This is a genomic window from Alicyclobacillus sp. SO9 (assembly GCF_016406125.1).
Taxonomy (GTDB): Bacteria; Bacillota; Bacilli; order Alicyclobacillales; family Alicyclobacillaceae; genus SO9.
The window spans coordinates 21,082-34,640 of the sequence record NZ_CP066339.1; the positions used below are offsets into that span (position 1 = coordinate 21,082).

The 13,559-nt window shown below is 49.3% G+C and carries 15 protein-coding genes and 1 tRNA gene; 15 read left to right on the top strand and 1 reads right to left on the bottom strand.

What is annotated here, in order from left to right:
• The first annotated feature begins 41 nt into the window (after window positions 1-41).
• The 15 genes from GI364_RS00070 (at window position 42) to GI364_RS00135 (ending at window position 13,088) form a co-directional block, all read left to right on the top strand.
• Complete coding sequence (locus tag GI364_RS00070; protein ID WP_198851726.1) at window positions 42-1,235, top strand: D-alanyl-D-alanine carboxypeptidase family protein; 1,194 nt, start codon at window positions 42-44, stop codon at window positions 1,233-1,235.
• A gap of 166 nt (window positions 1,236-1,401) precedes the next feature.
• Entirely contained in the window at window positions 1,402-1,521 is a 120-nt protein-coding gene (locus GI364_RS24785) for a DUF2621 domain-containing protein (RefSeq protein WP_233095950.1), read from the top strand.
• Between the two features lie 48 nt (window positions 1,522-1,569).
• Complete coding sequence (pdxS, locus tag GI364_RS00075) at window positions 1,570-2,454, top strand: pyridoxal 5'-phosphate synthase lyase subunit PdxS (RefSeq protein WP_198851727.1); 885 nt, start codon at window positions 1,570-1,572, stop codon at window positions 2,452-2,454.
• A 70-nt stretch (window positions 2,455-2,524) separates the two neighbouring features.
• The gene (gene pdxT, locus GI364_RS00080) at window positions 2,525-3,115 is read left to right on the top strand and encodes a pyridoxal 5'-phosphate synthase glutaminase subunit PdxT (protein WP_198851728.1); all 591 of its coding nucleotides are present in this window, start codon (window positions 2,525-2,527) and stop codon (window positions 3,113-3,115) included.
• A 356-nt stretch (window positions 3,116-3,471) separates the two neighbouring features.
• Window positions 3,472-4,755: a serine--tRNA ligase gene (gene serS / locus GI364_RS00085; protein WP_198851729.1), complete on the top strand. Its 1,284-nt coding sequence runs from the start codon at window positions 3,472-3,474 to the stop codon at window positions 4,753-4,755.
• A complete protein-coding gene (locus tag GI364_RS00090) occupies window positions 4,755-5,015 on the top strand; it encodes a hypothetical protein (RefSeq protein ID WP_198851730.1) in 261 nt (86 codons plus the stop codon). The genes serS and GI364_RS00090 overlap by 1 nt, the downstream gene beginning before the upstream one ends.
• 72 nt (window positions 5,016-5,087) lie before the next feature.
• Window positions 5,088-5,606, top strand: a complete 519-nt coding sequence (locus GI364_RS00095) for a hypothetical protein (RefSeq protein ID WP_198851731.1) — start codon at window positions 5,088-5,090, stop codon at window positions 5,604-5,606.
• Window positions 5,607-5,655: 49 nt separating this feature from the next.
• The gene (locus GI364_RS00100; protein ID WP_233095951.1) at window positions 5,656-6,906 is read left to right on the top strand and encodes a cysteine desulfurase-like protein; all 1,251 of its coding nucleotides are present in this window, start codon (window positions 5,656-5,658) and stop codon (window positions 6,904-6,906) included.
• A 461-nt stretch (window positions 6,907-7,367) separates the two neighbouring features.
• Entirely contained in the window at window positions 7,368-8,390 is a 1,023-nt protein-coding gene (locus GI364_RS00105) for an FxLYD domain-containing protein (protein WP_198851732.1), read from the top strand.
• Between the two features lie 10 nt (window positions 8,391-8,400).
• The gene (locus tag GI364_RS00110) at window positions 8,401-9,960 is read left to right on the top strand and encodes a trypsin-like peptidase domain-containing protein (RefSeq protein WP_198851733.1); all 1,560 of its coding nucleotides are present in this window, start codon (window positions 8,401-8,403) and stop codon (window positions 9,958-9,960) included.
• Window positions 9,961-10,130: 170 nt separating this feature from the next.
• Window positions 10,131-10,207: transfer RNA gene (locus GI364_RS00115), tRNA-Arg, on the top strand.
• A gap of 260 nt (window positions 10,208-10,467) precedes the next feature.
• The gene (locus tag GI364_RS00120; RefSeq protein ID WP_255524670.1) at window positions 10,468-10,992 is read left to right on the top strand and encodes an RNA polymerase sigma factor; all 525 of its coding nucleotides are present in this window, start codon (window positions 10,468-10,470) and stop codon (window positions 10,990-10,992) included.
• Entirely contained in the window at window positions 10,989-11,429 is a 441-nt protein-coding gene (locus GI364_RS00125; RefSeq protein WP_198851735.1) for a hypothetical protein, read from the top strand. The genes GI364_RS00120 and GI364_RS00125 overlap by 4 nt, the downstream gene beginning before the upstream one ends.
• Before the next feature lie 19 nt (window positions 11,430-11,448).
• Window positions 11,449-12,024 carry a hypothetical protein gene (locus GI364_RS00130; protein ID WP_198851736.1) on the top strand — a complete coding sequence of 192 codons (576 nt, stop codon included), beginning with the start codon at window positions 11,449-11,451 and terminating at the stop codon, window positions 12,022-12,024.
• Complete coding sequence (locus GI364_RS00135; RefSeq protein WP_198851737.1) at window positions 12,024-13,088, top strand: DUF4097 family beta strand repeat-containing protein; 1,065 nt, start codon at window positions 12,024-12,026, stop codon at window positions 13,086-13,088. The genes GI364_RS00130 and GI364_RS00135 overlap by 1 nt, the downstream gene beginning before the upstream one ends.
• A gap of 84 nt (window positions 13,089-13,172) precedes the next feature.
• Here GI364_RS00135 and GI364_RS00140 read toward each other — a convergent pair whose 3' ends face one another.
• Window positions 13,173-13,556 (bottom strand): GntR family transcriptional regulator, encoded by a 384-nt coding sequence (locus GI364_RS00140; protein WP_198851738.1) that lies wholly within the window; start codon window positions 13,554-13,556, stop codon window positions 13,173-13,175.
• Window positions 13,557-13,559 lie beyond the last annotated feature (3 nt).

Consider the following 13,559-nt stretch of genomic DNA (forward strand, 5'->3'; position numbering starts at 1 on the left):
TCACACAAACCCAAAACACAACAAAACCTCAGGAGGAAACAATGTCCAGACTACTTCGTTCCATTATTGTCGCCGTTATTGTCTTGGCAATTGTCGTCGTCGGGATTGTACAACTCACCCGACCGATTCCGCCCGTCGCAATGAAAACCAATGTGAAGCAAGTAAGTATACCCGGCAAATTGTCGCCTGTGTTCCCAAGTCAGGGTGAAGCGGCTATCGGCGAAGAAAGTTTGGGTGTTATCCAAGAGACCAAGTCGGAACAACCAGTTCCCATCGCCAGTCTTACAAAGATGATGACAGCTTATTTATTGCTTCAAGCAAAGCCGCTAAAAGTCGGCGAAAATGGTCCTACAACGACCATCACGCAGCATGATGTGCAGGTGTACAACAAAGATGTTGCAAACGGGGATTCAGTTTTAAAAGTGCAGGTTGGAGAAAAGCTGACGGAACGGCAATTGCTTGAAGGTCTGCTGCTGCCGTCAGGTGACAACATCGCTACGTTGATTGGAGAACAGCTTTCCGGAAGTCTGTCGAAGTTTGTTGCGAAAATGAATGCTACAGCCAAGTCGCTGGGCATGACAAATACGCATTATACGGATGCAAGCGGTGTGAGTCCTGCGACGGTGAGTACAGCCCACGATCAGATTCTGATTGCTCAGCAGGACATGAAAAATCCGGTGTTCAGAAAAATTGTGGCCATGCCGCAAGCTACGTTCCCTGTTGCTGGTGTGCAGTACAACGTAGACTACATGCTGGGTAAGAACGGCATTACGGGTATCAAGACGGGCAGCACGAATCAAGCCGGCGGCTGCTTTGTTTCATCCATGCCCATCACGGTTAAGGGCCAACAGCATATTTTAATAGGTGCCGTTCTGGGACAGAAGACTTACAGATCGTTGCGCAGTGCCTTCAACAACAACGTGAAAATGCTTGACTCGGTCAAGTCGAAGTTTGAGAACTATACGATTCACAATCCGAGCCAGGGTTTTGCAAAATTGACCACTGCCTGGAAGCAAAGTGCCAGCCTTAAAATGGCCAAACCCCTCACTGTGTTTGGTTATCCCGGCATGCCTGTGAAATTCGGATATGACCTGCATTCCAAACAAGTACCAATGAAAGCAGGCAGTTCTCCAGCGAAAATGACGGTGCAAACGGGAGATGTGACACAGACAATTCCGCTACAGACGTCAGCGGCAATTACTAAGCCAAAGTTGCTCTGGAAACTGCGTCGCTAGGTCACGTCATCACGGAGATGAACACACCTATTTTGCAAGGGTATGTGGTAAACACGCTTTAGGATCAAACGGCTAGTTAGTTAGAGTCCCGGTAGGTTGCTACCGGGGCTCTAATGTACTAATGTATGAATAGAACCGAACCCTACAATTGAGGGGTGGAAATATAATGTCGTCGTGGATCATGATTGCAATGATAGTTGTGAATTCCATATTAGTGATTTTGTTTCTTGGGGGCGCGTTTTTCATGACACGTGCTTTTCTGCGCAAAATGAAAAACAACTCATAAGGAACCTGAAAATGTCCAGATAACTGGCGACCAAGGGGGAACAAGAGAATGGCAAAGACAGGTACTGAAGTAGTAAAGCGCGGTATGGCCGAAATGCAAAAAGGCGGCGTCATCATGGATGTAGTTTCAGCCGAGCAGGCGAAGATTGCTGAAGCGGCAGGAGCGGTGGCGGTCATGGCGCTGGAGCGTGTTCCTTCAGATATTCGAGCCGCCGGCGGAGTAGCACGCATGGCGGATCCTACCATTGTGGAATCTGTAATGAATGCAGTTTCGGTTCCGGTTATGGCTAAATGCCGTATTGGGCACATTGTGGAGGCACGCATTCTTGAGTCTCTTGGTGTAGACTACATCGACGAAAGTGAAGTCTTAACGCCGGCAGACGACCGATTCCATATCAACAAGCGCGATTACACCGTGCCTTTTGTGTGTGGAGCACGCAACCTTGGTGAGGCACTGCGGCGCATTGCCGAAGGTGCATCTATGATTAGGACGAAAGGTGAACCGGGAACGGGCAACATTGTTGAAGCTGTAACCCACCAGCGTATGATGCAGGCAGAAATCCGCAAGGTGCAGAATATGTCAGAGGATGAACTGATTGCGGAAGCCAAGAACATTGGTGCCCCGTACGAACTGTTGCTCGAAGTCCATCGTCAAGGCAGCCTTCCTGTCGTCAATTTTGCAGCAGGAGGCGTCGCGACGCCTGCTGATGCAGCACTCATGATGCAACTAGGCTCCGATGGTGTCTTTGTCGGATCCGGTATCTTCAAGTCCGAAGACCCCGAGAAGTTCGGTCGGGCTGTCGTCCGTGCTACCACGCACTATGAGGATTACGAGTTGATTGCAGAACTGTCCAAGGGTCTTGGAACACCCATGAAGGGCATTGATTTGAGTACACTGAAGGCTGAAGAGAGGATGGCTTCTCGCGGCTGGTAAGACCACTGCGGGTGTGCTTGAAATTGGGTTATTAGACTCTTTCAGATTTGGAAGGTAAGGAAGACAACTTATGAAAATTGGAGTACTGGCTCTGCAAGGGGCATTTCGTGAACATGTTAAGTTGCTTGAGTCCCTGGGTGCCGATGCGCCACTGGTGAAACGGGATTTTCACTTGGAGGGGCTCGACGGTTTGGTAATACCGGGGGGAGAAAGCACCACCATTGGACGACTCCTCCGGGAATACAATCTGATGGAACCAATCCGAGAACGGGCAAGTCAGGGTTTTCCGTTGTTTGGTACATGTGCCGGGATGATTGTGCTGGCAAATCAAATTGAAGGGGCAGAAGAGCCCCATTTGGCTGTCATGAATATGAAGGTAAACCGAAATTCATTTGGCCGGCAAAGAGAGAGCTTTGAGGCAGACTTGGAAATTCCGGTGATTGGTTCCGAGCCATTTCCAGCAGTCTTTATTCGGGCTCCACACGTGGTCGAAGTTGGCGAACATGTGGAGGTACTGTGCTGTTACAACGACAGGATGGTAGCTGTGCAAGAGGGGAATTTGCTTGCTCTGTCTTTTCATCCTGAACTCACCGGAGATGCTCGGCTGCATCGGCACTTCCTGACAATGGTGGAAAGTGCACAGGTAAGTTCAGCGAAATAGTCCTGTAAGCTAGGTGCTCAGGACGTCTTAAGGGGTGGACACCGTCACACTAGTACTGTGTCTCCTGCAACCGGTGAAATTGAGGGTGAAATTGACTCTTCAGTCAGTTTTCACCCTTATCTTTTACATTGATACATATGTGTATTTGGCTACATACATTTGAGTCTGGTTGCCGAGCAGTCTGCATCAGTTGCCTGTCTACCCTCCATTTGGTATTCTCGAACCAATATACTTGCAGCGTTATACTTGCATCGTTGGCAGTACCTTGAAGGGGACGCTACCCTTATCCATCCGATGGTGCTGGTTTTCATTAAACAAACCGTTTTTTCGGACTTAACGCAGAAAGGTTGAGTGTGATGCTGGACATTCGTGCCGTACGACAGGATCCCCAGGTATACCGTGAAGGTTTGAAGCGTAAACACGCTGATGCCAAAGTGATTGACGAGCTGTTGCAGATTGACGAGTCTTGGCGTCAAAGCTTGGCAGAAGTAGAACGCCTGAAGAGTCTTCGCAACAAGGCATCAGAAAACATTGCAGCTAAAAAGAAGAACAAGGAAGACGCTTCTGGGGATATCGACGAGATGCGCCAGGTATCCGCCAAGATTAAAGAACTTGATGAAGCGGTCCGCCGCTTTGACGAGAAACAGAAGGAACTGTTGTACACGATTCCCAATCTGCCTCACGAGTCTGTACCTAACGGTGAAAGTGAAGACGACAATGTCCCTTTGCAGTATTGGGGGGAGTTGCCGAAATTTGCATATACGCCTAAAGCACACTGGGATTTGGCCCAGGAACTGGGGATTGTGGATTTTGAGCGTGCGGTGAAAATTACGGGATCGCGGTTTGTTTTATACAAGGGACTGGGAGCGAAATTGGAGCGAGCCCTGGCCAGCTTTATGTTGGATTTCCAAGTTGAACAACGGGGTTATACGGAAATGTTCCCAGCTTTTATTGCCAATGAGGAAAGCCTTGTAGGGACAGGCAACTTGCCGAAATTTGGTGAGGATATGTTCAAACTTGAGGGGCTTCCCTATTACCTCATTCCAACAGCAGAAGTACCTTTGACCAACTACTACCGTGATGAAATTCTCGATGCTGACCAAGTGCCCGTAAAGTTTGCAGGGTATAGCGCGTCGTTCAGGTCAGAAGCGGGATCGGCTGGGAAAGATACCCGCGGACTCATACGGTTGCATCAGTTCCAGAAGGTTGAGTTGGTTAAGCTGGTCAGACCGGAGGATTCCTACACCGAACTGGAGACCCTTGTGGAAGACTGTGCCGCAGTGCTCAAGGCTTTAGAGATTCCGTACAGAGTCATTGAAATATGCACGGCCGATCTCGGTTTTAAAGAGTCCAAAAAATACGATTTGGAGCTTTGGATGCCTGCCTCCGAGACCTACCGTGAAGTAAGTTCCTGCTCTAATTTTGAGGATTTTCAGGCGCGCAGAGCTAATCTCAGATTCCGTCGGGAAGAAACATCAAAGCCTGAGTTTTTGCATACTTTGAACGGATCGGGATTGGCAGTGGGCCGCACTTTGGCCGCTATCCTGGAAAATGGCCAGCAGCCGGACGGCAGCGTCAAACTGCCTCAGGCACTTGTTCCTTACATGGGAACTGATGTGATAGAGAAAGGGCAGTTCTAATGCATATCCTCTGGAACACTGTCTTTGTGCTGGTTGTGTTGGGGTTTATTGTTGGCATTCCGATTCAACATCGAGCTTTGAATAAGATTGCATTTGGCAGATCCATGTTCATCACCATCTCGGCCATCTTGATGGGACTCTTTATTGGACTGTATCCGTCGATTGCTGCCACGATTGTTTCCCTTGTGCTGATTCTTATTGGAGCAGGATTCATGGCACTGATGAGTCTCAAGTCCTATCAACATCTAAAACGCCGTTAACCCCTGAGTGAGGAACCAGGAACAGATCTGGCGGTGGAATGTATCTAGACGGTGAAGGAGGGCCACGACAGCGTGCGCATATCGAAAATGAGTTTTGATTTGGAAGCCAAGGATATTAACTCCATGATTCACGAGTTTGCGCCAGAGGCGAACCTGTGGGTGGAAGCGATTGACCAGTACGGTGTTCGCGGTCATCTGAAACTGCTGTTTTGGAATGTGGACTTTGTTGCCGTTCCTTACAGCACGGACCGGGACGAGATTAACATTCAAATTACGGCGCATAAACTGGTAACCATTCCGCCGGCCATTATTCAGAGGCAGCTGCAAGAGGCGATTAAGGATGCCCCTGAAGGAATCGATGTTCTCTCACAGATGCTTCGCGTGAAAATCACCTCGCTTCTGCGACCCTTTGGGCTGTCTCTGGAGGTAGACGAACTGCAGCCCTATGATGGATTTGTTCGAATTGGATTGTCAGGGGTTGAACTGCAAAATCTGGCAAGTATCTTTGCCGCCAGCGGAGCACGCGGAACCACGGCTGCTGCACGCGATGCAGGTACCTCGGAATCGATGGAATCCAGCGATTTACGCTGAGACAACTGTAAGCTTGCAAATGCTGGCAAGGAATTGAGGAGGAAGCTGTGTGGAGCCTTTCAATGAGATGAGTCCGAACTTTCCTGTACAATCTGTTCGCAGAATGTTTCCAGCTCTTAATCGACGGTACAAAGGCTATAAAGTCGTATATTTTGACGGTCCAGGCGGATCGCAAGTCGTACAACCGGCTGTCGATGCGATGGTTCGGTACATGACAGACGGCGGGGCGAATCTTCACGGCGCATTTTCAAGCAGCGTAGAGACAGAGGCGATGATTGCTGATGCCAGACGACTTGCAGCTGCCTTTTTGCATGCAAATCCTGATGAAATTGCATTTGGTCCGAACATGACCACCTTGAACTTGTCTATCTCGAGAGCGCTCTCCAGAACGTGGCAGCCAGGAGATGAGATTGTGGTGACAGAGCTGGATCACCGTGCCAATGTAGACCCCTGGATTCGCGCGGCACAAGACAAAGGTGTTGCGGTCAAATGGCTGCGGGTAGACCCAGATACCCTGACGCTGGACCTGGATGCACTCGCTGAGGTCATCACAGAGCGGACGAAACTTGTTGCAGTGGGACTGGCTTCAAACGGAGTAGGAACCATCACCGACGTGGCTCGAGTGGCAAAGCGTGCTCACGCAGTTGGTGCGCTGGTTTCTGTTGACGCTGTCCATGCAGCTCCTCACATTGTTGTGGACCGAAACCGTCTCGGAGCAGACATTGTCCTTTGTTCAGCCTATAAGTTTTTTGGCCCGCACTTGGGGATTGCAGCCGTGAAACGCGAAGTTTTTGAGTCTCTGGACGTCTACAAACTGAAGCCGGCTCCAGACTACATTCCCGACAAGCTGGAAACGGGTACGCAGAATCATGAAGGGCTTGCTGGACTTATCGGTGCACTGCGCTTTATTGCCGATCTCGGTCACGGCCTGACCCTGCGCACCCAACTGACCACAGCCATGGAACGGATTGAAGGCTATGAGGATTCTCTGGCCCGGCGAATGAGGCAGGAGTTGTCGCACATGAGCGGTGTGACCCTGTATTCCGCCGGAGATACAGTGCATAAGACCCCTACCATTGCATTTTCTGTGGAGGGCATGGCACCTCGTGCCGTGTCTGAGACCATGGCCGAGAACTACGGCATCTTCGTTGCCGATGGGGATTTTTATGCCAGCACAGTGGTGGAGCGTTTGGGATTGCAGGAGAGCGGAGGCTTTGTGCGGGCAGGTCTTGCACCCTACAACACGGAGAATGAAGTGAACCGATTTCTTGAAGCCTTGAAGACCCTCACCCGCGCGTGACTGCGCGGGCGCACCATATTTTCCTCTGCGGTCGTTTACTTTCTCTCACTTGGGGAAATTGGAGAAAATACGATAATTTGGACCTACCGACATACCCCAACTGATTTAGATCGAAAGGTATAATTGTAGAATTGCAGTATTATTTGTCTAGTTTTGCCACTAACCTTGGCAGGAGATACATAATCTAGTAGAGTCATAGAGTGAAATACAAATTCGTGCGTGCAGCTCTCGTGCTGCCGTTGAGTCGCTTTGAAGGGCGTTATTCTATGTTCCCTCCATTCTAGCAATTAGCTATACTAGACTCATCGAATTGTGTCGGGGTGAGCTGATTGTATTGTGAGAATTGCGGATCGCGAATGGAATCCGACTGGACATACTGCGAGCACTGCGGAGCGCAGGTAGTGGAACTGGACGTTGCTTTTACTCCAGGCCCTCCCTTGTGGTCAAGGCGAGGATTCCGAGTGTTCATTTACATTGTTGCTGGTTTGTTTGCAGCAGCTATGGCAGTATTGGCTGCAGACAGCGGGTTTACACGGCAGCAACAGATTGAAGCGCTTGCGGCAGCAAAATCAGGCAACTTTCAGCAAGCTGTACAAAAAGAGCAGCGTGCAATTCGATTTTCACCGAGTCACGCAGAGATGGACCGACGACTTGCTGTTTTCGAACTTGCTGTTAGAGAACACAATCGGTTAGACAAGGCAGACGCAGAAATTAAAAACAAAGAATGGCACAGAGCCGTGCTCGATTATAAAGCGGTTGAGAGTACCTTTCAAAGCAGTGTTCTCAAAAACAGCAATGTATCCTGGTTAGAGGGGTTGTTGAAGAGAGCCAGAGCGGGTGTAGAAAAGGGTACATTGGGTGGTTTGGAAGCCCGTGCCGGGAACAGCACTGATGTTTCCACCATAGTCGGGATTTATCAACAGGTCGTGCAATATGACGATGCGCTGGGGCAAAAGGCCGCGAAAGTGATTCAGAGCCGCCTTGACTCTGTAGCGACCAAGACGATTAATAAGGACCTGAAACACCATGCGTATGATTCCGCCAAGAGTGTTGTCAACCAGGCTCTTGCCGGACCGATTGTGGATAAAACCCTAACGAAACTCAAGGAGACCATCAGTACGCAACAACATGACTTTGAACTAAAACAGCAACAAATCATGAAACAGGCCATGGCACAGGCTGCAAAAATTGCCAACCAAAACGCTAATCCCCTTGAGGTTGTGAAATTAACGCTGAGGAATGATGGCCAGGGAAATACGGTGGTTAAAGGGGTCGTCAAGAATGCGGGAACCAACGTCATAGCCAACTTGTCCATCGAAGTGGATTTTTACGACAACAATAGCAAGAAAGTAGATACAGAGTATGCTACGGTTACGCCGGATCCTTTGCCATCAGGCCAGTCTGCCAAGTTTACCATTCAGATTCCGGCGTTTTACGGTGCTGTAACAGCAAAAGTTACAAACTATACGTGGGTCAATGAGTGAGGTGACGACAGTGCGCTGTTTAAATTGCGGAAAAGAGATATCAGATGAGGCGCGGTTTTGCCGCCACTGCGGCAGGCCTGTCGTTGGACACGACAATGACAGGCCAGTCAGCGAGTCAGATGGCAGTGTACTTGCAGGCACATCTGGATTGGGTAACAGCGACGGGACGAGCAGGATTGACGGGACGGATGAGAGAAATTCAAAATCTAAATCAGCTGTGAAAGCGAAGAAGACGGTGCCCATCATTACTGGTGCGGCTGTGGCTGTCATTGCGATTGCATCACTGGCATACACCTCTTGGGCACAGGGGTGGTTCGGTCTTGGCGGACAACAGGCTGTGACTTCTCAACTGGGACTTAACCCTGGGGGCGGTGCAGCAGGTACCGGAAATACGCCCGGATCTCCGAAAAGTGCTGGTTCTGGAACGGGAAGCGGGCAATCCCGCGGGAAGACACCGCCAACGGTTCAGAGCATTATCAAGAAGACACTGCCCAGCCTTGCCTATGTGGATGTTACAACCAAAAGCGGGGAAAGCATCGGTTCTGGATTCGTGTTCGATAACAAGGGCGATATTGTAACCAATGCCCATGTCGTAGCGGGATCGCAGGGGATTCAGGTCAAACTGCAAGGAAACGCCAGTCACGAGGCTAAAGTCATTGGCATTGACGCCGCTCACGATATTGCGGAACTGCGCATTACTGCCTATGCGCACAAGACACCGCTGTCTATTTCCAAAAAACCGGCACAACTGGGCGATCCCGTCATTGCCCTCGGGAGTCCGCTAGGCTTAAAGGATACAGTCACGTCCGGGATTATCAGCGGCATGAATCGGGACTTTTCCATCGGAACCACAAATTACAACAACATGTATCAAATCTCAGCACCGATTGCACCGGGAAACAGCGGAGGGCCGTTGGTATCTGTCAGCAGCGGGAAGGTGATTGGGATTGATACTGCTGGAGTTACACAGGGATCGGGCAGTATTGGCTTCGCCATACCCATAACACAAGTTTCGGACAATCTGACTCGCTGGGCCAAGAAGCCAATGAGTGCATCAAGTATACAAGTGCAGTTAAAGCAGGCACAGAAGATTGAGCAGGCTAGCAATTCCGGCGGGTCAGGCAACGCGTCTGGCGGAGGAACCGGGAACACAGCTGCAGGCGGAAACTCAGGCGGAAGCAGCAACAGCACGAGCAGCCCGGGAATCACACCTGGAAGTCTGCAGGAGGAATCACTGAAGCTCATATCGGCATATTATTACGATTTGAACCAACAGGATTATTTGGATGCATATGCCATGCTCGGACAAAGCATGCAAAGCAATATGTCGTATTCTGCTTTTGCAAAAGGATACAGCAATACCTTAAAGAATTCGGTGCAAAACGCGGTGTTTTCGCCCATTGATAAAAACTCCGGAAAAGTGACTTTTACCCTGGTGGCACAGGAGGTCACGTCAAAGGGTCAGACCCAGACCAGCGTGTACAGCGTCGTGGACACTTGCGGTTATGAAGACGGTCAACTGCGCATCGAACATTCCAACATGAAATTGCAAAGCCGCAAAAAGGGCTAGGATTGTCAATTTACCAGTACTGCCCTTTGCGGTCTGGCTCAGAAGTTTGTATAATGGAATTCGCGGTTGCACGCAGGCAGATGCTTTTATCGGATGGATTGGGGTGTTGGTATTCTAATCGACACCTGTACCGCAATTCCACACCTGTACTGCAATTGTCAATGAAATATGCGCCCGTAGCTCAGTAGGATAGAGCACAGGTTTCCTAAACCTGGTGCCGGGGGTTCGAATCCCTCCGGGCGCACCATGTGAGTAAAAGACAGTTTCTAAACAGTGTAATTTAGCGCATGAGATGTCCATCAATACATCTATGCGCTAAATTTTTATGCTCTAATTGGTATAGATACGAACAACTTCTGACTGCGAAATTTGGTAACAGATTCTGCCGTCGAGATTGCTGAGTGGCTCATACAAAGAAATTATTAAAAACTTGCAGTGCTTTATCGCACCTCCGGCGTCTAATGTTGTGAAAGGGAGGAGGGGAGAGTTCTGAATGAGAAGCAGTGCATCCGTGCCGCGGCCGCGGGGGACCACGATGCCTTTGGGGAACTGGTCTCTGAATACCAGAGTATGGTCTATAGGGTCTGCCTTAAAATCACGGGCAATAGGGATGCAGCACAAGACTTGGCACAAGACGTGTTTTTGAAGGCCTACGATGGGTTGCCTGCATTCAGACAGGACGCCTCGTTCTCTACTTGGCTTTATCAGATTACGGTTCGAACGTGTCTCGACTGGAAGCGGGGTTCTGCGAGGTATCAACAGAGGCTCAATGCTGTTGCTGTACAAAGCAGGCAGGAGGTCCCAGTAGATACGCCGGAACAGACTGTTGTGAAAAAGGAACGTTCTGCAGAACTTATGTCACTCATGGAGAGTTTGAGAGAACCTTATCGAACCGTAACAAAGATGTTTTACCTACATAAATTCTCCTGTCAGGAAATTGCACAGCGAAGAGGAGTATCTGTTAAGACAGTCGAGTCACAGCTCTATCGATCACGAAGAATTTTACGCGAGAAAGGAGATGCGTTGCGATGAATTGTACGGACGTTCAAATGTGGATAAGCTCCCCTCTGACGAGTGATGTCGCAGTAGATACGTTGTATGAGATCTCGCAACACATCAATAGTTGTGAGGAATGCCAAAACTGGTATGAAGAAGTTCAGGAACTCGCACAACTGTGGGAAGACGATACACCTGTAGAAAACTTGGACTTGGTGACACCAGTTCTCAAGGAATTAGCTGGGCGGTCCGCCGCTGTGCCGCAAGTGCAAAAGAACTCTGGATTTCGTACAGGACTTGCTGGACTCAAACTACCCGTTGGAACATCCATGTTGAACTACGGGGTGGCTGCTTCCATTACCATTGCGCTGTTCGGATTCGGTATCTTTCAGCACGCAAGCACATTGGCTCAAGGCAGCCTTGGGTTATCAACGCAATTTAGTCACTTCATAAATATGATTTCAAATCTGTAAGTTGAGCGGAGGATTCACATTGCAACGTAAGAGCAGGTTTTTAACGTTTGTTTTATCGTTTGTACCTGGATTGGGACACCTGTATCTAGGCCTTAACAGACGAGGACTACAGTTCATGATTGCGGCCTTCGCCTGTGTCATACTCTCAACGATGATACCGCTGATATTTCCGTCTGTATTGGCGATTGTCTGGTTTTACTCTCTGTTTGACGCTTTGCAAAAAGCACTTGTCATCAATATCTATGCAGAGCGGAATGGGAATGAAGGCGGAGTGGTTGACAATCCCTATGACTCCCAGGGAGTAAACTTCAGTCACCTGGATCACCCGATTGTTCCGGCGGAGTTTATGCAGGGACGCAGGGGAACAGGACCTGTGTGGATTGGCGGATTATCGATTCTCATTGGCGTCCTGGTCCTCATTCGACAGGTGTTTCCGCATATTTGGTCGGTCTTGATAAGGGCCCACGGAGGAACGATAGTTCTGGCCGCTATTCTGATAGGGTTCGGCATTTGGCTCATTCGTACGCAAATGAAGCCAACTGGACGAAAAACTTCCGGAACCAATGATGACCGGTCAGATGAGAGTGAACTGTAATGATGCCAAATCATGATACAAACAAGGTGCATGTTAGAAAAGTTGGAATTTTGACCAGTGCCGCCGCGCTGATTACGATTGGAGTCATCGTCATTCTCCATGTCGCTGGTCCGGTCTCCTACAGTGTACTGCACTACATTTGGCCAGCAATGCTTATCCTGTTTGGCATCGAGGCAATTTGGACATATGTTGCTACCCGTGGGACTAGGGTTCGGGTGAGTGGATGGAGCGTTGTGCTTTTGGTTGTCATTGGACTGTTTAGTCTCGGAACCTATGGTGTAAGGGTGCTAAGCTCTGATCTACATTTTGGACCAGGGTACGCGGAGCCTGTGAACGGTAAGGTAGCTATTGGCGGGGGAATTCAAAAGGTTGTCATCCGTCTTCGCAATACGCCTGTCACTGTCACGGGGACCACGTCATCCACACTCTCTTACAACGGAGTATTGAAAGTTACTGCGGCGTCCAAAAAACAGGCAGACAAGGACATTCACACACAGTGGCAAGTGCACAAGACTGGAGACACGCTGGTTATGACCCTTGTGGAACCAAAGCCGCGAATCGACCTCTCTTTTGGGGGCTTAATACAGTCTTCTCCACATTTAAATGTTGCGGTGCCACAACAGCTTCTCAGTAGTGTGACGACCACAAATTCCAGTATCGACGAGTCACATATGAATGGTGCAGTAGACTTGCATACCACCAACGGACCCATCAAGCTGCAGGACATCAAGGGAAATGTATCTGCCGCTACGACGAACGGATCGATACATTTAAAAAACGTTGCTAAAACAGTGAATGTATCAACGACAAACGGATCGATAACAGGGAACTCAATGGTTGGGGGGCAGTGGACCTGTGATACAACCAACGCATCCGTCAAAATGAGCTTGCAAAGTCAGTCCAACGCCAAAGTCACTGCGTCTACCAGCAACGGACACTTTGGTGGAAATGTTAAATGGACAACATCTAATCGCAATAACGCAACTGCCACTGTTGGCAAAGGAACCTATCCGATGACCATTCATACCACGAATGCGTCGGTCACAATTGACAGCCAGTCTTGATGTTAATTGATTGTCATACGTCTGATGGCAGACAAGGAATCCTTCGCTGCTGAAGGATTCCCTGAATCATGTACTGCCATGCCGCTATTCTGAGTCAGCGTGATCCCATAGTAAATCGACCATGTTCCTGAATTCATCTTTTGACAGGGCCGTGCGCTTGGCACTCGCAATGACTTCTGACAAATCACGTTCCACAAGTCCCATTTGTCGCTCCCTGAGCAGGTCCTTGCTGAGTCCCGCCACAAATGTTCCCTTACCGACGACGCTCTCGATATATCCGTCCCGTTCCAGCTCCTCGTAGGCCCTTTTCGTGGTAATGACGCTGATTTTCAAATCCTTGGCCAAAATTCGCATGGACGGCAATGCTTCGCCTGGCTTAATCGAGCCAGAAACAATTTGATTTATAATCTGGTCGACAATTTGCATATAGATAGGTTTATCTAATGAATTTGCTATGAGAATATCCAAGAT